The 22,375-nt window shown below is 56.5% G+C and carries 22 protein-coding genes and 1 tRNA gene; 4 read left to right on the top strand and 19 right to left on the bottom strand.

All coding sequences use genetic code 11. From position 1 onward, the window contains the following. Positions 1–283 precede the first annotated feature (283 nt). Entirely contained in the window at positions 284–883 is a 600-nt protein-coding gene (locus tag HCR00_RS07035; protein WP_208317318.1) for an Abi family protein, read from the top strand. 149 nt (positions 884–1,032) lie between these two features. Here the strand turns inward: HCR00_RS07035 and HCR00_RS06570 are convergent, their stop codons facing one another. From HCR00_RS06570 to HCR00_RS06530, 9 genes are all read right to left on the bottom strand, one after another. After that, positions 1,033–3,612: a DEAD/DEAH box helicase family protein gene (locus tag HCR00_RS06570; RefSeq protein ID WP_167143876.1), complete on the bottom strand. Its 2,580-nt coding sequence runs from the start codon at positions 3,610–3,612 to the stop codon at positions 1,033–1,035. After that, on the bottom strand, positions 3,612–5,243 hold the full coding sequence (locus HCR00_RS06565) for an Eco57I restriction-modification methylase domain-containing protein (RefSeq protein ID WP_167143873.1): 1,632 nt from the start codon (positions 5,241–5,243) through the stop codon (positions 3,612–3,614). Before HCR00_RS06565 ends, HCR00_RS06570 begins: the two co-directional genes overlap by 1 nt. Beyond that, positions 5,240–5,890, bottom strand: a complete 651-nt coding sequence (locus HCR00_RS06560) for an N-6 DNA methylase (protein ID WP_167143871.1) — start codon at positions 5,888–5,890, stop codon at positions 5,240–5,242. Before HCR00_RS06560 ends, HCR00_RS06565 begins: the two co-directional genes overlap by 4 nt. 285 nt (positions 5,891–6,175) lie before the next feature. Beyond that, positions 6,176–6,667 (bottom strand): MarR family winged helix-turn-helix transcriptional regulator, encoded by a 492-nt coding sequence (locus HCR00_RS06555; RefSeq protein ID WP_167143868.1) that lies wholly within the window; start codon positions 6,665–6,667, stop codon positions 6,176–6,178. After that, positions 6,664–7,074 (bottom strand): SRPBCC family protein, encoded by a 411-nt coding sequence (locus HCR00_RS06550; protein WP_166987737.1) that lies wholly within the window; start codon positions 7,072–7,074, stop codon positions 6,664–6,666. The genes HCR00_RS06555 and HCR00_RS06550 overlap by 4 nt, the downstream gene beginning before the upstream one ends. A gap of 195 nt (positions 7,075–7,269) precedes the next feature. Then, a tRNA-Thr gene (locus HCR00_RS06545) sits at positions 7,270–7,342 on the bottom strand. A 64-nt stretch (positions 7,343–7,406) separates the two neighbouring features. Next, positions 7,407–8,933, bottom strand: a complete 1,527-nt coding sequence (locus HCR00_RS06540; protein WP_167143865.1) for an alpha/beta hydrolase — start codon at positions 8,931–8,933, stop codon at positions 7,407–7,409. An 8-nt stretch (positions 8,934–8,941) separates the two neighbouring features. Continuing rightward, positions 8,942–10,102: a DNA polymerase III subunit delta' gene (locus HCR00_RS06535; RefSeq protein WP_167143862.1), complete on the bottom strand. Its 1,161-nt coding sequence runs from the start codon at positions 10,100–10,102 to the stop codon at positions 8,942–8,944. A 41-nt stretch (positions 10,103–10,143) separates the two neighbouring features. Then, on the bottom strand, positions 10,144–10,776 hold the full coding sequence (locus HCR00_RS06530; protein WP_208317316.1) for a YigZ family protein: 633 nt from the start codon (positions 10,774–10,776) through the stop codon (positions 10,144–10,146). 104 nt (positions 10,777–10,880) lie between these two features. Between HCR00_RS06530 and HCR00_RS06525 the strand changes: the two genes are divergently transcribed. The 3 genes from HCR00_RS06525 (at position 10,881) to HCR00_RS06515 (ending at position 12,889) form a co-directional block, all read left to right on the top strand. After that, entirely contained in the window at positions 10,881–11,249 is a 369-nt protein-coding gene (locus tag HCR00_RS06525) for an RNA-binding S4 domain-containing protein (RefSeq protein ID WP_167143859.1), read from the top strand. Next, positions 11,246–12,160 (top strand): 3-methyladenine DNA glycosylase, encoded by a 915-nt coding sequence (locus tag HCR00_RS06520; RefSeq protein ID WP_167143856.1) that lies wholly within the window; start codon positions 11,246–11,248, stop codon positions 12,158–12,160. The genes HCR00_RS06525 and HCR00_RS06520 overlap by 4 nt, the downstream gene beginning before the upstream one ends. Positions 12,161–12,256: 96 nt before the next feature. Further along, the gene (locus HCR00_RS06515; protein WP_167143853.1) at positions 12,257–12,889 is read left to right on the top strand and encodes a hypothetical protein; all 633 of its coding nucleotides are present in this window, start codon (positions 12,257–12,259) and stop codon (positions 12,887–12,889) included. A gap of 41 nt (positions 12,890–12,930) precedes the next feature. Here the strand turns inward: HCR00_RS06515 and HCR00_RS06510 are convergent, their stop codons facing one another. The 10 genes from HCR00_RS06510 to HCR00_RS06465 form a co-directional block, all read right to left on the bottom strand. Further along, complete coding sequence (locus HCR00_RS06510) at positions 12,931–13,248, bottom strand: chorismate mutase (RefSeq protein WP_243854583.1); 318 nt, start codon at positions 13,246–13,248, stop codon at positions 12,931–12,933. Positions 13,249–13,270: 22 nt separating this feature from the next. Further along, on the bottom strand, positions 13,271–14,560 hold the full coding sequence (locus HCR00_RS06505) for an adenylosuccinate synthase (RefSeq protein WP_167143850.1): 1,290 nt from the start codon (positions 14,558–14,560) through the stop codon (positions 13,271–13,273). A gap of 18 nt (positions 14,561–14,578) precedes the next feature. After that, on the bottom strand, positions 14,579–15,058 hold the full coding sequence (locus tag HCR00_RS06500; protein ID WP_166987761.1) for a DUF3151 domain-containing protein: 480 nt from the start codon (positions 15,056–15,058) through the stop codon (positions 14,579–14,581). 12 nt (positions 15,059–15,070) lie between these two features. Beyond that, entirely contained in the window at positions 15,071–15,559 is a 489-nt protein-coding gene (locus HCR00_RS06495; protein WP_166987764.1) for a YajQ family cyclic di-GMP-binding protein, read from the bottom strand. A gap of 10 nt (positions 15,560–15,569) precedes the next feature. Continuing rightward, positions 15,570–16,607, bottom strand: a complete 1,038-nt coding sequence (locus HCR00_RS06490; protein WP_167143847.1) for an LOG family protein — start codon at positions 16,605–16,607, stop codon at positions 15,570–15,572. Between the two features lie 137 nt (positions 16,608–16,744). Beyond that, positions 16,745–17,524 carry an L-threonylcarbamoyladenylate synthase gene (locus HCR00_RS06485; RefSeq protein WP_166987770.1) on the bottom strand — a complete coding sequence of 260 codons (780 nt, stop codon included), beginning with the start codon at positions 17,522–17,524 and terminating at the stop codon, positions 16,745–16,747. A gap of 160 nt (positions 17,525–17,684) precedes the next feature. Beyond that, a complete protein-coding gene (locus HCR00_RS06480; RefSeq protein ID WP_167143844.1) occupies positions 17,685–18,989 on the bottom strand; it encodes a dihydrolipoamide acetyltransferase family protein in 1,305 nt (434 codons plus the stop codon). A gap of 15 nt (positions 18,990–19,004) precedes the next feature. Continuing rightward, positions 19,005–19,985 carry an alpha-ketoacid dehydrogenase subunit beta gene (locus HCR00_RS06475; protein WP_167143842.1) on the bottom strand — a complete coding sequence of 327 codons (981 nt, stop codon included), beginning with the start codon at positions 19,983–19,985 and terminating at the stop codon, positions 19,005–19,007. Continuing rightward, complete coding sequence (locus HCR00_RS06470) at positions 19,982–21,193, bottom strand: thiamine pyrophosphate-dependent enzyme (protein WP_167143839.1); 1,212 nt, start codon at positions 21,191–21,193, stop codon at positions 19,982–19,984. The genes HCR00_RS06475 and HCR00_RS06470 overlap by 4 nt, the downstream gene beginning before the upstream one ends. Then, positions 21,186–22,319, bottom strand: a complete 1,134-nt coding sequence (locus HCR00_RS06465) for an aminotransferase class I/II-fold pyridoxal phosphate-dependent enzyme (protein WP_167143836.1) — start codon at positions 22,317–22,319, stop codon at positions 21,186–21,188. The genes HCR00_RS06470 and HCR00_RS06465 overlap by 8 nt, the downstream gene beginning before the upstream one ends. Positions 22,320–22,375: the final 56 nt, after the last annotated feature.

The following is a 22,375-nucleotide window of genomic DNA, read 5'->3' as shown; positions in this document are numbered from 1 at the left end:
AAAATTGGTCATCATGTGCCGAGATTGTCAAACCCTTGGCGCAATTGTGATCTAGTGTGCGCTCAGCATCGGTGTGCTAGCATAGGTGTCAACATGACCGGTTCCGCTGCCCATCTCTGTGGCAGTCCAGGGCCGGTCCCTTTCTATCTTCACGAGGTTGCATGGGGATAAAGCCGTTCAAGAGCTATGAGGAACAGGTCAGCATCCTCCAGTCACGAGGAATGAGCATCGACGATCTCGCTCATGCTGCCAATGCCCTGCGCACTCACAACTACTATCGGCTATCGGGCTACTGGCACTCGATGCATCAAAGCTCAGCGCTACCGCGAACAATCCTTCAAAACGAAAAAAGGAGGATACTGAGCATAACGAGTGGATAAAGAAATATCATCAAGCGCTGCGTAACTCGCGGGAAGACTTCGTTAAGCACCACCGCAGCCAATATGACGGAGATCTTCCTATCTGGGTGGCTGTTGAAGTCATGGATTGGGGAATGCTCTCCCACCTGTACAGATTTGCTCCCAACCCCGCTCGCAATCAGATAGCGCGCGAGTGCAATATGCGCGGGCCTCAATTGGAGTCATGGCTGAAATCACTCAATATCTTGCGAAATTATTCGGCTCATCATGCTCGCTTATTCACGCGAGTGTTCGACATTAAACCAAAGACGATCGATGACCCTCGCATGAAGCCAGTTGAGAACGTCTCACATCTTGTGTTTGGCCAGCTCAGCCTTATACAGTATCTGCATGCTGTTTTGGGAACAGGAAACGGCGTACCTGACCTCGCAGGTGTTCTGGAAAGCTATCCTCACAACCACCTCGTCTCCTTCCACCGCCTCGGGGCACCTGAGAATTGGCGTGAACTTGACCTCTGGTCTTAGCTACATTGCTCGACTGCCTCATAACAACTCGAAAACCCGTGTCGGAACACGGGCCCGCTTGGCTCTTCTGAGAGTGGCGAGAGCCGATAATTGAAGACAGCGAGTCTCGGCGCCCATTTCGAGCGCCGGGCTGAGACAGTCAGGGCAGTCTAAGGCGTTTCGAGGGTGATGACGGTGTCGTAGAGGCCAACTTTATGGAGGTCTTCCCGGCGATTTTGCTCCGCATGGGAGGCGTAACCGACATAAGACAGTGAGGCGTCCTCGTAGCGGCGGAACGCAAAAACCGCCTGGTTCATGTGGATGGAGTTGAAGACCCCCAGGTTCACCAGGAGGTTGAAGTCTTCCACGGATAGGCCGGTGACCCGTTTAAACAGTTCAGGTTCAATCTTGGTGATGACATCGTAGAGCGTATTCTCCCTAAAGTCGGTCAGATACATGAACGCAGGGATCCGGGTGGCAAACTTGATGAGCTTTTCCTGGATCTGCTTACGCTTGGACCTATACTCCTTCTCCTCAGCTGACAGCTCCTTCTTCTCTTTCGCGGTCAGCGAGTCGCCTTTTTCCTTCTTCGTCTTCGACACGTGTTCGCTCTTGTTCACCACGGTCTCGAAGATGTTAGCACCCAGCGCGCGGAAGCCTTCGATATTAAGGATCGCTTCCATAGCTCGCTCGTCGTTCATAATCTTCTTGAGCGTCATATTGTCGACGTTAACGAGGATCGCAGACTCCCACTTCTTCGCCAGCAGGGTGGCTGAGGTGCCAGACATGGCGATGTCGAGCACCTCGCCCGCGTCTATCTCCTGCATCGACGCACCGTCATAGGCTAATACCGGTAGATAGTTGACGAGCTCGGCGACAGCGTGCTCGGGGCTCTTCGCCTCCGGATGCAGCCCCGTGCCGTAGTCGGCGATCTGGTGCAGAGCGCGGGTTGGTGCGAAGTCAAAAACGAACCCCACGGGTTTGAGGATCTCCTCCCGGCTTGGGTCATCTCCATCGGGGTTCTTGATCGCCCACGGGGACTGCACCCGAAAAGCAGCCTGGAAGTAGGATTCCGGGCTGGTCAGGTTGCGCAGCATGAGGATCGATGACCACTGTTTGACGGTCACCCCGGTGGTGAGCTTGCCGCACGAGAGCGTGATGGTCTTTGTATCGTGCCCATCCCCGATCGCCTCACGCACGGGTGGGAGTGCTTCAACCCCAACTCCAGCGCCCGCTCCAGCGGCGACAATCACCTGGTATTGGTGCCAGAAGGTGTTGTGTCGGGCGGCGAGCAGGTTCGCCATAGCCTGGCAGGCAGCAACGTTCGGCAGGTACCAGAACGAGTGCTGGAGGTAGGGAAGCAGCCGGGCATCCGCGTAGGGGAAGGGCGGGCGGCCACCGGCTTTGAGCATATCCATCTGTGTTGGTGCGTGTTCGCCACGGATCAGCTCCAGCCATTTCTGCACATCCGACTCGTGAACAAACCTAGCTTTGTCACCGCTGCCTGTGGCTTCGAAGAAGGTGTTGAGGTCGAATTCGTCAAACTCACCCTGATGCGCGATAGCCACTAGGTCATCGGGCATCCGGTAGGTCAGCAGACGCATCTCCGGTAGTGCGGCATACGGGTTCCATTCTCCGGGATGCTCTGCAGCCCACTGACGCTTAGCAAGCTGCTCGTCGGTGTAGGTCCAGTTGAAGATCTGCTCTTCAATGAACTCGCCTGTGGCCAGTGCCTTGAAAGGAGTGCCAGAGAGGTAGAGGTAGGAGCGGGTCGTGATGGGAAGAAAGTCATCCTCATCGCTGCCAAGCTCGTCGAGCTCTTCATCGAAGGCGGTCAGCCCCTCGTGATACTCAGCCTTAAGCTCTTTGGCCGCTTCCTTCTCATCCTCACCTTCAAAGAGAGCTTTGGCGTTGTCACGCCAGGCACCGAAGTGGTACTCGTCGAAAACCACCAGATCCCAGTTGACGGTGTGAATCCACTCGTTCTTCGACTTGATCAGGCCGGTCTTCTTGTCACGCCCGAGGAGGTCCTGGAAGGATCCGAAGTAGACCAAAGGCTGATCTGCTCTAACTTCGATACCCTCATCGAGGGTTTTCGCGCTCAGATACCGCCAGCCCTCAAAATCCACATGGCTAGCCAGGTCTTCACGCCAGGCGTCTTGCACGGCAGGTTTAAAGGTCACCACCAGCACCCGTTTGGCACCCATGCGTTTGGCGAGCTGGTAGGTGGTGAAGGTCTTGCCGAAGCGCATCTTCGCATTCCATAAGAAACGCGGCACCGCGCCCGGATCTTCCTCCCAGATGGAGTTGTAATAGGAAAGGGTTTGCTCGACAGCGCGGGCTTGCTCGGGGCGCATCGCGAAGGTCTGGTAGCGCTCGCCCGTGTACTCCACGCCGGTGCGCAGTTCTGCGATAGCAGTGAGCACATCAGCGGGTTTGCAGCGCACCCACTCGGTCGCTGACCCAAAGTGTGGGTTCTCAAACCCCTTTGCTTTCAGTCGCTGGATGACCTCCTTGTCACGAAAGATGCTGCCGTCCTCACGCTCAGCAATGATGTCGGCGTGCAGGGTGAACTCCTGCTGCATCTGCCCCTGCGACTGGCGGATCCGCTCGCGCACATCCTCTTTGGTCGTCTGGCCGATCTTGATGAGCCCCGCATAGCTGGCTGGCGGATTCTTCGGAGACCAGGCGTAGATCCGCAGCCGCGCTGAGGGTTTTGCGGGAAGCAGCTCCTCATCCCGCCTGGGCATCAGTCATCCTCCATCGGGCGCACTATCGACTCAATGAACGCGATCTCCTCCTCGGTCAGCCCGTATTTGGCATACAATTCCTCATCCGTCCATTCGCGGTCCCAGGACTGGGCGGGAACAAAAGAATAAACATTCCTGGTGGCGTGCTGTGTTGATTTCCTTAGTGATACAAGGAAGCGGACGAAGCGAGTTCGAAGGTAGCTGGCAAGTGACTCTGCTTCCTCGCGCGAATCGAAGCTTCCTACCATGATATACGTCTCAGTACATGCGGTTCCGGGCTCAGCAATGATTGGGCGGCTCAGGAACATTGTCTCCACCGCCGCGCTCGTGCCCTGAACTGCTGTCATGAACACTTTCCAGTCATCGATCCATTCTGGATGGGCCGGGATCTCGTCACGTTCAATCCACGAAATCTTCTGCGAGCCAAATAACTTGATCGGGTCCTGCATGGATCGTGGTGATTCCTTCCCGTGGAAGAAGGTCCGGAATCCGAATGGCTTACGCGATGAAATCTGGCCTTCTATCGACTCCTCGCGCCGGGCCAGGACCTTCTTCAGGATCGGCACTGCTTCGTTTCGTCGAACCAGAACATCAAATTCGTTCAAGTAGCGTTCCACCGCTGGGCCTGTGGGTTTCCCATCCCACATGGTCTGGATACTGCATGGTCCATCATAAGTACGTGACCACAGGAAGTAAGAGACTCCGCCCCGGATCTTCACGCCAGGGAAGGCCTCGTAAAGCTTGGGGTAGTCGACCAGAGCGCGGAGCCGTCGGTCGTTGAGCATTGCGGCGCGAAATTCATCTAGACCCTTGCCTCCAGCGAACCATCGTGAGGGAACGATCATCGTCAGATACCTAGGATCGAGGGCCTTAGCTTGCTCAACAAAGTTCTGGTAGATGGGGGCTGCCGATTTGCCAAAACCTCCATCGGAGAGCTGGTAGGGAGGGTTGCCGACGATAAGGTCAAAGTGCATGTCGTCTCCAAATATTTCGCTAATGCGTTGCTTAATGTCATCAGTGTGAATGAAGGCGTAGGCGTGGGTCTCGAGGTCCTCGCCGCGCCCATAGTCCTCTTCCCCGGCCCCACAGTACGAGCAGCGCCGGCCAGTGCGGATAAAGATTTCCTTGCCGGAGAGTGGATCAATACGGCTTTCGCGTGTGCCGGTTTTGTCATCCCAGGTGTGCTCGGTGCGTTCAAACCAGATATTACCCTCTGGAGTGTCAAAGGCCGTGCAGATGGAGTGCTCACTGTCAGCGTACTTCGAGCAGTACACACTGCGGCGGGACATGAGGGCAGTGAGCTCAGTGATAGCAATCCCGTAAATCTGCTTGGTGAGGATGTGGTTGACCCGCTCCTGAGCATCAGGAATAACGGTAATGAGGCCTTCGTTGAAACGGCGGGTCGCCTCCCGTAGAAATACCCCGGTTTTCACGAACGGATCCAACACGCGAACGTTCGGGTTCGCCCACAAACTCTCCCCGTCATGGTCACGCGCCCATGCCTCAGCGGCGAGGTCAAGCATCGCTGCAGCCATCTCTGGAGGCGTGAACACTTCATCGTTCGAGAGGTTCGCGATGCAGGTGAGCACATCCGGATTGTGGCTGCTCAGAAGGAGGTTTGAGATGCTCATGTCTGCTGCATTCCGTTAGCGGCAAGCTCGGCCACAGTCATTGGAGGGAACGAGGTATCCGGGGTGAAGATGTCAGCGATGTCCATGGCGCCGAACAGGGTGTCTTCCCCAAAAGCTGCACGCTTTGTCAGATCCTGATACTGGAAGTCTCTCCGCTGAAACTTACCCGCTCCGAGATAACCCCACTCAGCAAATGTTAGAGGCTCCCCGCTTGGGGTCGCCATGGTCAAAGCATCAGCCTGCGCAATATTGAGCGCAAGAACTGCGCGAGCTGCCGCCGCCCACGTGCCGTCAGGATCCTCACCGATAAAATCCGTGAAGATAGCCAGGAGGTTAGCGCGGCAAATCTCAGCATTATCGGCGAGCAGCTCAATACCATAGGTGCTCATGAGGGCCAGGAGTGCATAGTGGCGGCGCTCAAAATCGTTCTTACCGTAGCGGGCTTGCACAGTCGAGAGCTTCCGGCGCAGAATCTCCTGCAGGAAAGCACCCTCACCACAGGCCGGCTCCAGCACGCGCGCATCTATACGCTCCGACTCGTCTTTAACCAGGTCGAGCATATCGTTGACCATCCACTCCGGGGTGAAAACCTCGCCATGGTCGGCCACACGCTGCTTCGACTTAACTAGCTGCACCTGCTCGTTCACATCTTCTCCTCGCCTGCTCCAGTGTGGCACATCGCCGCCGCCTTGACCGCCTCAGCTCGACACTCGAAGCGACCGCGAAAAGCCACGCTGTCTTCACATTATCGGTTCTCAATACTCCCGCAAGAGCAAGGCAAGGCCGTGTAGCTCCAGAACAGCGAAGACGCCACCCCGGTTATACACCGCAGGCCGGGGTGGATGAACACAAACCGAAAGCCTGCAGCGGCGGTGCCCGCCGATAACTGCCGCGGCAGGTTCACGGTCGTGCCCGATGACGTTGGGGTGCCGCTAACCAAACAGCTCTGGAAAGCGATTGCTGAGCGATTGTCGCAGGTCCCGCTCCTGTACGAGTTCCGTCAGCTGCTGCAGGAAGTCGTTCGGGTGGGAGGATTCCACATGGTGTACGTCAAGGGAAAGCTGGCGGTTAAAATCTTGCTGGATGGAAAGCACCTCCTGCGCAGCCTTCTTGCCAGTGGGAGACAGTGAGTGCATGGTGGCGCGTTTATCACTGTCGGAAGTGGAACGCACGGTGAGCCCCTTGCTTTCCAACGTTGCCAGCAGGCGGCTGGGGCTGCCTGGCTCGCACACCAGATAGGCGCCGACTTCCTTGGTGCTCAGCGGGCCGCATGTGTGGATGATTTCTAAGGCCTCGGCTTGCGCGGCAGTCAAGTCTAAGTGGGCAAAAGCGGCGTTGAGCTGGCGGTTTCCCTGGCGCTGCAGTGCGAGGATGAGGTAGCGCAGCTGTTGGGGGTGGTCTGATAGCTGTGAGGCCCGGTTCATGCGAGGCTTCCAGTCGTTACTACCTGTGCAAGTCGACTCAATCGCTTGCCGGGGACCAAGCTAGCCTCATGCTGGCCGATGAGCGCCACCAGTGGGCCCTGCTGGAAGATCTCGTGGCGCACCCGCGTGCGTGCGCCTTGGCTGCTGAGGTGCCAGGAGCTTTCTTCTCGCAGGCCGGGCAGTGTGATGGTCATGCGAACTGTATTAGCCTGCTGGTTGAGCTCGAGTGTTCCGCGTAGTAGGCCCAGAGCCTGAATGGAGAATTTCCCAGGGGTGGAGGTGGCTTTCGCTGAGGTGAAGGCCGGGTTCCAGGAGGGGGTGTTTTCGATGTCGCACAATGTTGCGTGAATGGCCGTTAGTGGGGCTGCGATGGTGTGCTCTGCAGCAAAGGTAGATATAGATGACATGTCACATATATTAGCAAAAGACGCTGACGGATGGGAGCTGAGGGGCATTGTCTGGTTGGCTATTGGCGGATCATTAAGACGACAAACCGAAGACGGGTCTCCCCACCCCAAATAACGCTCCAAAACGGCAAACGCCACCCCGGACACTTCCCGGCCGGGCCGGAAATCTTTGTATCCAGAGTGACGTTCTATCGGAGCCAACTACGGGAATTGAACCCGTGACCTGCTCTTTACGAGGGAGCTGCTCTACCGACTGAGCTAAGTTGGCCAGCACCGCAAGCGGTGCATGTGTGCCCTAGGGCACAATTATTTACTTTAGCGCAGGCGCTCTGCTAGTCACAAACGGTGCCCGATTCAGGCACTGCGCCCGTCTTAAAGTAAGAATCTACCGCGTTATTGATGCAGCTGCTGCTGCCACCGTAAGCAGTGTGGCCCTCACCCTTGAAGGTGAGCAGGGTGCCGCTCTCAAGCTGCTCAGAAAGCGCAACCGCCCACTCATACGGTGTAGCAGGATCCCCTGTGGTGCCAATCACGATAATCGGAGGCGCTCCGGCACCTGTCACAGCTGTGCGCGTATCGGCAGCGGTAGCTGGCCAACCCCAGCAGCTTGCATCACTGTAACCCTGGTAGGGGCCAAAGAGTGGTGCTGCAGCGGCAAGCTGTTCAGCGTCGGCACGCATCGCCGCAAGATCAGGCTTTGACTGCGTGTAGTCGAGGCAGTTAATCGCAATGAACGCCTGCTGCGAGTTATCGTAGTATGTGCCATCTTCGTTGTCGCGGCTGTAGTAAAAATCTGCGAGATAGAGCGCTGTATCTGCGCCGCCCTCGAGCACCTCAGAGAAAAGGTCATCTAACAGCGGCCAGTTGTTTTCACTGTATAGCGGTGTGGCGATCGCTGTCAGAAGGGTATCAACACCCACCTGACGCCTATCACTGCCGGTTAGTGGCTCTGCCTTTACCTTAGCCAGCATATCTGCGATGATCTTCTTCCCATCATCGACAGTGCCATCAAACCAGCAGTCACCCTCAACGCAGGCGGTGAGATAGTTGGTCAGCGCCAGCTCGAAACCTTTTGTCTGCACAGCTACAACATCAGCTGTGTCAGCGGTTGGATCAAGCGCCCCATCTAGCACGAGTCGCCCGGCTTTATTCGGGAATCGATCCGCATATTTCGCGCCAATAAACGTGCCGTAAGAGAAACCGAGATAGTTCAGCTTCTCGTCACCGACAAGCTCCCTTAGAAGATCGAGATCCTGCACGGTTGAGTCTGTGCCCACATATTTGTAGAGCTCGCCAGAGTGTCGCTCACAGCCGGCACCCATTTTCTGGTTTTCGGCATACACATCATCCAGCCACTCCTGCGTGCCAGCTTCTGCGTCGTTCGGGTCGACACTAAAGAGCGCATCGTCAAGCTCTTTATCTGTGTAGCATTCGATCGCGCTTGAATCACCCACACCGCGTGGATCCCAGCTAGCAAGATTGAATTCATCAAGCAGGGTCTCTGCAGCGTCTGAATATTCTAGATACTCAATACCCGATGCGCCGGGGCCGCCCGGATTCAAAAATAGTGTGCCCTTCGGGTTCGGGTTTGTTGACGGCTTGCGCATCAGAGCAAGCTCAACAGTCTCCCCGTTGATATCTGGGTTGTTCCAGTCGAGTGGCGCTAACACAGTCGCACACTCTAGGCCCTCACCACAGTCTTCCCACTTAACCTCCTGCTCTGTGAAATCTGCCGGCATGTCACCGCCTGCAGATCCAGCAGAACCGTCAACGCTCGCCTTTGAGACGCACCCCGTCAGGCTCAGCAAAATCACTGAGCCGGCTGCCAAACTTCGCCAGCCAAAACCTCGGTTGCTCACAGTTACACCTACTTTCTATTGCTATATCGATATGCCACAATGGCTGCGAAAACAGCCTCTAAAACTAATTCAGGACGCACATTTCGCACCACCCGCTGCCGCGCTTTTTCAAGCGTGTCAGCAAGCTGCAATGTTTCCTTTAGATGCGACTGTACCGCATATTCTGCGATCCGGTCACGATACGCACTATTAATTAGTGGCTGTTTAGCACCCAACTGCAACACTAAAAGGTCGCGTGCGAGCGCCAACAGGTCAAGCAGCACCCGATCTGTCGCATCAACTTTGCCGCGCGACAGACGCCCCTTTTCGGTGTCATCGATCGCCTTCATATCACGACGAATCTCTGCCGGCACGGGATCTCCAAGCTGCAGACCCATCTGCTGCATTAGCTCGCGACGTTCCGCATCCAGCTGCCTGGCTACCAGCGCCTCTGCATCAGCAAGACTAATTTCGCTCAGCTGCACAGCGGCCGCCATCGCTTCTGGCAGAGTGCGCACACCGAGCGCAATTTCCACCGTTTTCTCGCGCCGCTGCATTGCCTCTGCATCTATCGCCAAGCGCCTGGCCATACCAATATGCCCCTGCGCGAGCTGCGCTGCCCGGCTCGCTAACGACGGCTCTACTCCGTCACGCTCACACAGCAGCTGCGCGACCTGCTCACTATCGGGGGTCACCAGGCGCACCAGCCTGGTGCGTGATCGAATTGTTGGCAAAAGATCTGCCTCTGCTGGTGTGCAAAGGATCCAAACTGTGGTTTGCGGTGGCTCCTCCAGCGCCTTTAAAGCAGCGTTTGCGGCAGCCGTATTCATCCGATCCGCATCTTCAATCACAATGACTCTGCGGGGGCTCACCGCCGGCGCATAATAGGCGCTGGTGACCGCTTCACGTATTTGCTCAACGCCGAGCTGATTTGTTTGTGTGCGCACAACCAGCACATCAGGATGTGTGCCCGCAGCTACCGCACTGTATTCGCGAGCGCGCGCAGCATCACTTGTGTCACGTGCCACCAGTGCGGCAGCAAAACGCAGCGCAAGATTAAACCGGCCCGACCCGGGTGGCCCGGTAATCAACCAGGCGTGCGCGAGATCGTTAGCGCCCTCCGGGCTCGCAGCGTGATCGAGCGCCGCAACAGCGTCTTGCTGGCCCACAATCTCGCTCCAAAAATTCATACTGTAAGCCTAACTTAGTGGTGTATTAATTGATATCGGGCTTAAGTTTGATCCCTGAATTGCATCTCTTTAAACTCCACTCGCCCGGTGCCGGCGGTGTGTGCAGCAACAAGCTCAAGAAACCGGTGATCCGCATCTGTGTCTGTTGTGAGCCAGAAGTCTTGTGCAACAACATCGCTGTAGCTTGCATCTCCGACAGCGATCCCCAGTCTGCGTGCTGCTGCGGTGAGCGGGCCTGCCTGTTCGTATGTGACTGTTGCGGTAACCCGCTGCTGTTCTTGCCGAATTACAGTGCGCGCCTTATCTACGGCGCTGGCAACTCCGGCACGATAGGCGCGGGTGAGCCCGGCAGCGCCCAATAACACACCACCAAAATAGCGGGTCACAACAGCCACAACATCGCTCAAACCCGCCGCCTGCAGCGCCTCCAGCATTGGCGCTCCCGCCGTTCCCGAGGGTTCACCATCGTCGTTCGAGCGGGCGAGTCTTGCATCTTGACCGATCACGAACGCTGTGCAGTGGTGCCGGGCACGCGGATGCTCAGCTTTTACCTTGGCGATCACCTCGCGCGCCGCCTCTTCGCTCTCAACCCGCACTAACCGTGTCAAAAATCGGGAGCGTTGAATTTCCAGCTCAGTATCCACGGTCTCAGCGATCGTCTTGTAGGCAGACATAATTCCATTGTGGCAGCTGCTTAGGCACCACCCGCCCACGCGCGCTACTTCCCCACTGCGTCAGGCACAACATATTTGGCGCCCTATTGCATAAACTGGATTGCATGTCAGGTGTGCGTGTCGATGTGTGGGTGTGGGCTGCAAGGCTCGCGAAAACCCGTTCACAGGCAACCGCCGCCTGCAAAGCGGGTCATATTAAGGTCAACGGTGCTACCGCTAAACCTGCGCATAATCTAAAACTCGGCGACACTGTGCGATCAACCCTATATTCCGTTGAGCGCATATATCGAGTTGAGGCTTTCGCTACCAAGCGTGGCAGCGCGGCAGAGGCAGCTGCGCTCTTTACCGATCTCACTCCGAAACTGCCGCCAAAACCCGAACGGCCCGCAGAGATTGTCCGCGAGCGCGGCGCAGGTCGCCCGTCAAAGCGTGAGCGCCGCCAGCTTGACGCGCTCAGAGGTTTTGTGCGGTGACTGCTACAGCAGCACGATCGGGGGCGGATCGTGAGCGTCTAGCCGAGACGGTGTGGCGTGAGCGCGAGCGCGCCCATATTGCGCGCGCAACCGAGTTTACGAGGGCGCATCTTGAGCGCAAGGCACGCGGAGAAAAACACCCCATCTGGGATTTTCTTTTCACCTACTATCCTTTTAAGCCCGCCCAAATAAAAACCTGGCATCCGGGTGCTGGGGTAACTCTGGAAAATGGCGCCGCATCTCGCAGCGGGTGGAAGTACTACAGCGGCGCTGATCCGCAAACAAGCAGTGATGCGTGGGTGAATGTGACAGCGTTTATGGAGAAGCGCGGGCGCACCGTCGACTACATTGAAAACCTACTGCGCCAGACGCTTGAGCGCACACCGCGCTTTGGGTGTTTTGGCTTGCACGAGTGGGCGATGGTCTACAAACTAACACCGGAACAGCTGCGGCACCGCGGCCTGCGCTTGCGGATAGGGCACCTAGCGACCGATCGGGTTGTAGAAGACAGCTATATTGTGTGCTCGCACTTTGATGCTTTCAGATTCTTTACCCCCGCGGCAGCGCCATTAAACACACTCAATCCGACCCGCGAAACCCAGCCTGAGACTGAGCAGCCGGGCTGTTTACACGCTGGTATGGACGTCTACAAGTGGGCTGCAAAATTAGAGCCTCTCGTGCCGGGCGAGCTGCTGCTCGACTGTTTCGAGCTGGCTCGTGATATTCGTCTGGTTGATATGCAGGCCTCGCCCTATGACATCAGCGAATACGGCTACGCAGCTGTGCCGATTGAGACCCCGGCAGGTCGCGCACAGTATGCTGAGCTGCAGCGTGGGTTTGCGCTGCGCGGCAATCAGCTGCGACAGCGGGTGTTAGACGCAATCGCTCTCGCTCGCGCACACGCTGCTTGATAGTTACGGTTGCAAGTTACTATTGGCAAAATTTTTTCGTGCGCCCCATATCTTAGATAGGCTATTTCTACCCACTCACACCAGATGAGGAGCATGATGAGCCGCTTCAGCCAGGCAGAGATCAACGAAGTTGTCGAAGTTTATCGCACGGCACTAGAAGATGCGATCGCTGATTTGGGCGCTAAATCTGCGCGCGAGACAGTGCAGGCGCACGCCCGTGAGTTGGTTGCTGAAGAAGACGAGCAGCTTGCGGATCTGCTGCAGCAGCTTGATGAGAGCGATTTTGGCGAGCCTATCTGGAATCTTGAGGAGGAGATTCTCGACGATCGCCTCGATCCTGATTTTGACCACATAGATTTGAGCGACTCTGCAGATGACACGGGCGCTGACACAGATGGCGCGGACACAGATGACCCGGCCGCAGAGGATGAAAACAGCGAGGAATCAGCTGACCCCCTAACCGCTGAGAGCGATGATGAGCCGGTCAGCGCCGACCCGAGCGCAGATGTTGATGCAGATTCTATGCTCGCTGCCTTAGATTCTCTCATCACAGCTAGCGGTGTTTCTGCGGCAGAACTGGGTAGCTTCGGCGCTGCTGCGGCCGCGCGCGGATCGCAGAATGCGGCAGAAGAAGACTATGATGACGAGCTCGACGATGATTTTGACGCTCTCGACGAGCTTGATATTAACCTTGACGATCTGCCTGATTTTAGTGCGGATCTAGACTAACTCACTACCGGGCACAGCGGCACACCTCAGCCCGCAAGCCGCTATTCGGCACCAGCGGCAATTCGCTTGTGGTGCTGAATCACCTCGGCAACCACGAAGTTAAACCATTTTTCGGCAAACTCCGGGTCGAGATTAGCGTCTATCGCAAGCTGTTTTAACCGCGCAATCTGCCAGTCTTCGCGGGCCGGATCGCTCGCCGGCAGCCTGTGCTGCGCCTTCAGCAGCCCAACCTCTTGTGTGCACCGAAAACGTTCGGCGAGCATGTGCACAAGCGCCGCGTCAATGTTATCGATTGAGCCGCGCAAACGCTTTAGCTGCTGCGTCACGTCTGCTGCCGTTGTTGCTTCTTGGTCAGCCAATTTAAACCTCTGTCGCAGCTTGTTAGTCGTCGGTGAGCGAGTGCAGCACTACCACCTGCTCACGCTCGGGGCCAACACCAATCGCACTAAAACGCGCGCCACTCATCGCCTCGAGCGCACGAATATACTTCTGCGCGTTCTCTGGGAGATCCTCGAAAGTGCGGGCGTCTGAGATATCTTCCGTCCAGCCGTCAAACTCTTCATAGATCGGCTTCGCGTGGTGGAAGTCGCTCTGGTTTACCGGCATTTCTTCATATCGCACACCGTTCACATCATATGCAACACACACCGGAATCTTTTCCAACCCGGAAAGCACATCTAACTTCGTTAAAACAAAATCTGTCACGCCGTTGATTCGCGCAGCATAGCGCGCAATCGGTGCGTCATACCAACCGCAGCGGCGCGGGCGCCCTGTGGTGGTGCCAAACTCGTGACCTTTTTCAGCCAGGTATGCACCGTTCTCGTCAAAGAGTTCTGTCGGGAAGGGCCCTGCACCAACTCGCGTGGTGTATGCCTTAATCACCGAGATGACCCGGGTCAGATGCTGCGGGCCGATGCCCGAACCGGTGATAAGACCACCGGTTGTCGCGTTTGATGAGGTCACAAACGGGTATGTGCCGTGATCGATGTCGAGCATGGTTGCCTGCCCTGCCTCATACAGCACAGTTTTATTGTCTTCCAACGCCTGGTGCAGCAGCAGTGAAGTGTCGCACACCATCGGCTCAAGCATCTCTCGATAGCTCAAAAGATCTGCAATAACCTCGTCTGCCTCAATTGCACGGCGGTTATAGATTTTGACCAGCACCTGGTTCTTAAACTCGAGCGCAGCCTCAACCTTTTGACGCAGAATGCTTTCGTCAAAAATATCTTGGATTCTGATGCCGACGCGGTTGATTTTATCGGCGTAAGTGGGGCCAATACCGCGCCCGGTGGTGCCAATCTGTCGCTTTCCGAGAAAGCGTTCTGTAACCTTGTCGAGTGTGCGGTGATACGCGGTTATCACGTGTGCGTTAGCGCTCACCTTCAGACGCGACACATCAACCCCGCGGCTCGATAGCGCGTCGAGCTCCTGCTTTAGCACCCCAAGATCAATAACCACGCCATTAGCTATCACCGGCACAACACCGGGGGTTAAAATGCCAGATGGCAGCAGATGCAGGGCATACTTTTCATCGCCGATAACAACCGTATGACCGGCGTTGTTACCGCCGTTGAATTTAACTACGTAATCGACCTTGCTGCCGAGCAGGTCGGTAGCACGACCCTTACCTTCGTCACCCCATTGGGCGCCGGAAATCAACAGAGCAGGCATCTGGGCGCGCTCCTTTCGCTATGCCGCGTCAGCGGCGGTTAAGAGAGGGTATCCCTGTTCTTTTAATGCAGCCTCGATTGCAGCTATCGCGGCTGAATCTGAGTCCTCCAATAGTTTAACAAGGCGCGCAGGCTCACCCTGTTCGCTAATTTTTGCTGCGGATCGCGCTAGCGCATAAAAAGCCAACAGCACTCCGCGGTTTGGCTCGTGCCGCCACGGCACCTGTCGCACACCACCCCAGCCGTTCTTCCGCAAGGCATCAAGGCCGCGGTGGTAGCCAATTCGCGAGTAGGCGTAGGCGTTCAAGTCGTCGCCGGCCACTGCGGCAAGGTTCGCAAGCTCCGCCCACGCTAAGGAGGATTCTGGATGCTGCTGCACCACCTTAGCGACAGCACTCAAGCGTGCCGCATCGTCGCCTGTGACAGCCGCGAGCGCGTCACGCACTTCTGGCTCGTCTGGGAGCAGGGTTGGCTCGGGCGCGAGTAGGTTTTCAACCATGTTTACGACCCCTTAGCGGAAGTTCACGAACTGTAGGGCAACCTCAACATCTGCTTCTTTCAGCAGGGCGATAGTTGCCTGCAGGTCGTCCCGGCTCTTTGAAGAAACACGCAGCTCGTCACCCTGAATTTGGCTTTTCACGCTCTTCGGCCCCTCATCGCGAATGAGCTTGTTCAGCTCTTTCGCGGTCTTCTGGTCGATCCCCTCTTTTAGCTTTGCTTCGATCCGGTATTCCTTACCGCTCGCGTATGGCTCTCCTGCGTCGAGACACTTTAGTGAGAGGCCGCGCTTCACAAACTTTGACTGCAGCACATCAAGCGCTGCGAGGGCGCGTTCTTCGCTGTTTGCCTTCACTAAAATCTGCTCTTTGCTGAGCGTTATTTCAGCCCCAACACCCTTAAAGTCATAACGCTGCTCAAGCTCTTTGCGCGCTTGGTTGGTCGCGTTTTCGACCTCCATATGGTCGATCTTGCTTACTACGTCAAATGATGAATCAGCCATGCTAACAACTCTAGTCGAGCGAAACTGCGGGTGTCTTGAAGTTATTCAGGGTGCGGATCACACGGTGCAATTCGCCCACTTTCCGTTTCGCGAAAACCGCTTTAATTCTGGGCAGATCCGGCACATCCATGTCTTTGATTTCCAGCGGATGGGCAGCGGTGCGCTGAAACTGGCCGCTCTCAAGCAGAGGCCCAAACTGCTCATTCAATTGTGTTATTTCTGCTTCTGTTGGGTCGTTACGCAGCCGGAATACAAGGGTGTTATCGATCCAGCGAATCGAGTGATAGTTGCGCCAGAATGTTGTAATTTCGGTGATTGCCGCATCTACCGATTCGGTGATTAACACGCGATCGAGATCACCTTTTGTTATCAAGCCGCCTGCTTCAAGCTCCTCGGTTACATACTTCTGCAGCCCGTGCCAGAAGGTGCCGCCCGGTCGATCGAGCAGCACTATTGGCGCAGGAATCATCTTGCCGGTTTGCTGCAGGGTGAGCAGCTCGAAAGTTTCGTCGAGGGTGCCAAAGCCACCGGGCAGGCACACGAATCCGCGCGACTCTTTCACAAGCATCAACTTGCGGGTAAAAAAGTATTTCATCGCGACGTGCTGATTGCCGTTCGCATGCACTTCGCTCGGCTCCTCTTCAAAGGGCAGGCGGATCGAAACACCCAGCGCCTTCTGCGGCCCAGCACCGCGTGCGGCTGCTTCCATAATGCCGGGGCCTGCGCCGGTCACCGACATCCAACCCAAATCCGCCATGCGACGCGCCACCGTTTCCGCCTGCTCGGCTGTTGGATCGTCGAGCGCGGTGCGGGCAGATCCGAAAATACTAACCTTGGGCACCTCAGCAAAGCGCTCAAAAATGTTGAAGGCTGCGCGCATCTCTTGCAGTGCTGCAGCAGATATTTTCATATTCAGGCGGCTGGCCGGATCCCTCCCGAGCCCGAGGGAGGTGTCCACTAATTGCCGCACCAAGTTCTCGTTTTGCTGCACCCCGGCGGTTTGCAGCAACTGGTCAATGAGCTGCTGCAGCTCAACTGTTTGCGTCATAGATTACAGCCTATTGCACATCTATATCGGCTGCCCGAAACGCCGCTTTGGGCGCGGTAGTTATTGTCTAGCTATGCCGCAAACAAAACAGCCCGATTCGCGCGAACCGGGCTGTTAAACACCTTTACTGTGTCGGCTTAGTAGTAATGACCGTGCCTGTAATCCCAGCTATTGAAGCACTCTGCGAGATTTTCGAGGATCTGCGGCAGATACACACCCTTACGAATCAGAATCGGAGCTGGGGTAACATCCCGCTCACCGTGCTGCTCAGGCACGAGGTTGCCATCGTCATCAACAAACGACACCATCACGCCCTGCTCGTAACGGGTTTCTGGGGTTGCGTCTGGCTGGATCGATGCAACGTAGTCATTGCCCTCGATAATCAGGTCAACACCGTTTTCGATCCGCTCACCGATCCCCTCAACAAGACCGCGGTTGCCCTGCCCTGAAGGGTTTGCTGAGCTTGCGAAAGACAGCGCGTTGCTCTTCGCCCAGCGCTCAGCAACAATCTGCTCGCCTGGGGTGCCAAAGCGGATGACAAAGCAGCTGGTGCCGCGCACATCCGTCATTAACTCAGCAGCGCCCTCCGGGATGTACTTCTGCTTAGCTTCTTCTTTCCACGGCAGAATGCAGCCCATCAGCACATCCTGATCCCAGTGCATCTGGTAAAACTTTTCAATCTCCGGAGTCATCTCAGCAAGCTCTTTGAGCTGTTCCATCGAGCCGCACAGCACCACACCAGGCTTGTTGCGCTTTCTGTTTTTAACATCAAACTTGCGTTCCAGACCCGCCAGGTCTGTTGTCATAATGATGTAACCAACCTTGGTTGGGCTGACAATAATTTTGCCGCCCTCATCGAGCAGATCTACTGCTTCCTGAACCAGTTCACCATTCCACGTCACACGCGCAGTGCTCACAGATGCTCCTTGAATTAAATCGGTATAACTACTAAATCTTAGCAACGGCAGTTGCGCAACTAGTGCGCACCGCTAACGCTGCACCAAGAACCTCATGATTAACTCTGCTGCCGCTAATTGTTTCACGTGAAACAATTAGCAGCGCTGTCACGCAAAGTACTCAGTCAAGCAGGAGTGCGGGCTCCTCAATAACCGAGGCAACATCGGCAATAAAGCGCGACACAACATCACCATCAACAACGCGATGGTCGAAGGAGCCCGCCACGGTTGTCACCATGCGCGGCAGAATCTCACCGTTCACAACCCACGGCTTTTCTTTGATCGTGCCCATGGCAACGATCGCAACCTCCCCCGGGTTCAGGATAGGCGTGCCGGTGTCCATTCCGAAAACGCCGATGTTGGTAACCGTAATCGTGCCATTAGCCATTTCCTCAGGCGTGGTGCGGCCCTCGCGCGCAGTCAGCGTTAGCTTTTCGATTTCCTTCGCCAGATTGAGCATCGACAGATCCTGCGCTTCTTTGATGTTGGGCACAAGGAGCCCGCGTGGCGTTGCAGCAGCGATCCCCAAATTCACAAAATTGTGAACGATAATCTCTTCATCTGTCCAGGTTGAGTTCACCATTGGGTTGCGGCGCACCGCCCAAATAATCGCTTTCGCCATCACCAACAGAGGCGACACTTTCACCCCGGCAAAATCAGGCGATGCTTTCAAACGTTTGACATACTCCATCGTGCGCGTCGCATCTATTTCAGTAAAAACGCTCACATGTGGAGCGCTGAAGGCGCTTGCAGTCATTGCATTCGCTATCGTCTTCCGCACACCCTTGACCGGAATCCGCTCTTCACGAGAGCTCGCCGCTTCGGGCGTATCCAGGTTGCGGAACACGCTCGCCTGCGAGGCGTGACGCACAACATCGTCGCGCAAAACTTCGCCGCCGATCCCCGAGCCGCGCACACTCGCAAGATCAACGCCCAAGTCTTTCGCGAGTTTACGGATCGGTGGTTTCACCAAAACGGGTGATGAATCTGCAACCGACGGTTTCGCGCCAAGCAGCGGCTCTCCCCCGCTTCTGCGCCGACTGCGCGCAGGCACCTGGCTCCCGTAACCAACGAGCACAGCCTGCTTCTCTTCGTTCACACCTGCGCTAACATCTGCAACAGCCTCAGCGATCTCTGCATCCTCGTCGCTAACGGGTGCGCTCTCCCCTGTCGCCGCAGCAACAACCCCGTCGTCAACCTTCAGAAGCGGTGCTCCGACAGGCACTGTGTCACCCACCTGGGCTATTAACTCTGTGACCGTGCCCACAAACGGGCTCGGCAGCTCTACCAGGCTCTTTGCGGTCTCAATCTCACAGATGGTTTGATTCAGTTCTACTGTGTCGCCCACCTTAATCAGCCAGGTCACGAGGTCGGCCTCGGTGAGACCCTCACCAACATCTGGGAGGTTAAATACCTTTTCGCTCATCGTGCATAGCCTTTCTTAGTAGTGCATTGTGCGGTCGACAGCCTCAAGCACACGGTCTGCATCTGGCAGGTAGAGCCCCTCAAGCATCGCCGGCGGAAACGGCGTATCGTAACCGCTCACTCGCAAGACTGGTGCCTGAAGAGTATAGAAACAGCGTTCAGTGATGGTTGCGGCTAGTTCGCTACCGAGGCTGACGTTCCCCGGGGCCTCCTGTGCGATCACAACGCGGCCGGTTTTTCGCACAGAGGTAAACAGTGGTTCATAATCAATCGGTGACAGGCCGCGCACGTCGAGCACCTCACAAGATGTGCCCTCTGTTTCTGCAATCTGCGCCGCCTGCAAGAGAGTTGAAGTCATCGCACCCCACCCGATGAGGGTTACGTCACTGCCAGCGCGGGCAACACGGCTCTCATAGAGCCCAGCGGCTGGCTTCTCAAAATCGACTTCACCCTTCATCCAGTATTTCGCCTTCGGCTCTAAGAAAATTACCGGATCGGGTGATTCGATCGCCTGCCTGAGCATCCAATATGCATCATTCGGATTTGCTGGCGCAACCACGCGCAAGCCTGCCGTGTGCGCAAAATAGCTCTCAACGCTCTCCTGATGGTGCTCAACGGCGCCAATATGCCCACCATAGGGAATGCGGATCACAACCGGTAGGGTGATTGCGCCCTGCGTGCGGCTGCGGTATTTCGCCAACTGACTGACGATCTGGTTAAAGGCGGGGTAAACAAAACCGTCAAACTGGATCTCCACCACGGGCCTGTAGCCCGCCATTGCAAGCCCGATAGCGCTGCCAACGATACCCGCCTCAGCAAGCGGCGTATCCAGCACCCGCGCACTGCCAAAACGGCTCATCAGCTTATCGGTGACGCGAAAAACACCGCCGAGTTTGCCAATATCCTCACCCATTAAAAGCACGCTGCTGTCAGCTTCCATCGCATCAGCTAGCGCCTGATTCAAGGCGTGCGCAAGGGCTTTCGTCTCTACACTCATTCTGCGCTCTCCTCAAACGATGCCTCATATGCCGCCATCCAAGCGCGCTGCTCGTCAATCAGCGGATGATTCTCAGCGTAAACATGGGCGAACATTGAATCGGGGTGCCCCTTTTCGATGCTCAAAAGTGCCTCCCGCACGCGGTGTGCCTCAGAGGCAGCTGTGTCATCAACCGACGCAAAAAACTCGTCCGTCACTCCCTGCGAGCGCAGATAGTGCGCCAGGCGGTTGATGGGGTCGCTCTCCTGCCAGTGTTTCAGCTCTTCCGCATCGCGGTAGCGGGTTGGATCATCACTCGTGGTGTGCGCGCCGATCCGATAGGTGAGGGCCTCAATATAGCGCGGGCCGCCACCATTTTTTGCATCGTCTAGGAATGTTTTTGCAACCGCGTATGCTGCCAGCGGATCATTCCCGTCGATCTGCACAGCCGGAATTCCAAAGCCGAGCGCCCGGCGATACAGCGGAGTGCGTGACTGCCTAGACACGGGCACCGAAATTGCCCATCTGTTGTTTTGCACAATAAACAGGGTTGGTGTCTGGTAACTCGCCGCAAAGATAAGCGCTTCGTTGGTATCTCCCTGGCTGGTGGTGCCGTCGCCGTAGAACACCATCGTCGCTTTCCCGGTTGCGGTGCCAGGCTCGCCCGGATCCATGGTGTTAACTCCGGCTGCCTGTTTTGCATCCAGCAGCTGTGCTAGCGAATGACCAACCGCGTGCTGCGCCTGCGCACCCAACACCAGGGTGTAAATGTGTGTGTTGCCGTTCTTCGGATCTTTCGGATCCCAGCCGCTATTGTGTGCGCCGCGGAATAGTTTTCCAACATCAACAAGATCCACCCCGCGCACCCGCGCGACGGTGTGCTCGCGGTAGGCGGGGAAAATATAGTCGTCTGCGTCTGCCGCATTAGCAAACCCAACCTGGCAACCCTCCTGGCCAACACTCGGCACCCAGAGCGCCATATGCCCCTGCCGCTGCAGGTTTGTGCACTCACGGTCAAAGGCGCGAGTAACAACCATATCGGAATACCAGGCTTTCAGCTCTTCTGCTGTAATCTCTGCGAGCGCGGCCGCAAACGGTGCAGCAGAGTCGCTCGGATCCCAGTTGCCCGCAGCATCTAAGAAGCGCACAGGCGCAGGATCGTCACCGCCCTTTAACCCGCTGAGCCCGGTGGCAAGATCAAAGCTCGCTTGGGGGTCTGTGTTAGTCATCCTTACCCTCTCCAGCGTGCTGTGCTAGGTAGTCTTTGAGCGCGTTAAGCACCGCGTCAACGCTCTCTGCTTCACCGACGGTGATGCGCACACCCCGGCCTGGAATGTGTCGTACCAAAATATCGACCTGCCGGAAGCTCTCGGCCAGCTTCGCTCCAGGATCTCCAAACACTTTCGGGCCAACACGAGAGATCTCAACGTTTGACAGCCAAATAAAATTGCCCTGCGCATCTGGTGGGTTAAAGCCGAGCGCGCGCACCCCATCAAGCAGCGCCTCACGGCGGTTTACAATCAGCTGCACCCTGCCCCGCATCTGGGTTTGTGCTTCGTCGCTGAGGGCTGCGATACCCGCCACCTCAGCAACCGTTGAAACTGACAGCGGTATTGCGGTCGCAGCAGCAGCCCGCCAAATGCCCGCGTCTGCAAAACCGTAGCCGAGCCGCAGCCCGGCAATGCCCTGTGCTTTAGCGAAGGTGCGCAAAACAACTAGGTTTGGGAAGGCAGCAAGGTGTTTCATGCCGTCTACTGCGTCTGCTTTTCTGACGAATTCGGCGTATGCCTCGTCTAGCACCACCAGCACGTGCTCGGGCACGGCGGCCATAAATTCTAGAAACTCGGTTTCTGTTATCACCGGGCCTGTCGGGTTGTTCGGCGAGCATAAAATAACTGCGCGTGTATTCGCGTTAATGCTGCGGCTCATTGCCGGGAGGTTGAGGCGTGCGTCTGCGGTGAGTGGCACTCCAAACTGGGCGGCGCCTGAGGCGAGGCCGAGCAGTGGGTATGCCTCAAAGCTTGGTTCGGCGCAGATGTAGTTATCGCCCGGCCCGGCTACCGCATGAATAAGCTGGTAGAGAATCGCGACCGATCCAGCCCCAAATTGAATCTGGTCACCAGCGACAGCAAACTTGGCTGCAAGTTTGTCGCGCAACTCTGGCAGTTGCGGATTTGCGTAGCGGTTAAAAGTATCTGTTTCTTGCACAGCTTTGAGGATCGCTGGCAGCGGCTGCCACGGGCTTTCGTTGCTTGACAGTTTAAAACCCGCGCGCTTAAGCCCCGCACCCTGCCGATAGGCGGGAAAACTCGCGACTTCCGGCCGAAACCGCACCTTCAGGCTGTCATTATTCATTCTCATTATTGTAGTCGTCGCGTATTCCGAAACCGTGATAATTCACCCAGCGCAGC

The sequence above is a fragment of the Canibacter zhoujuaniae genome (assembly GCF_011752005.1).
In the GTDB taxonomy this organism is placed as follows: domain Bacteria; phylum Actinomycetota; class Actinomycetes; order Actinomycetales; family Microbacteriaceae; genus Canibacter; species Canibacter zhoujuaniae.
This window is presented reverse-complemented; position numbering and strand designations above follow the sequence as displayed.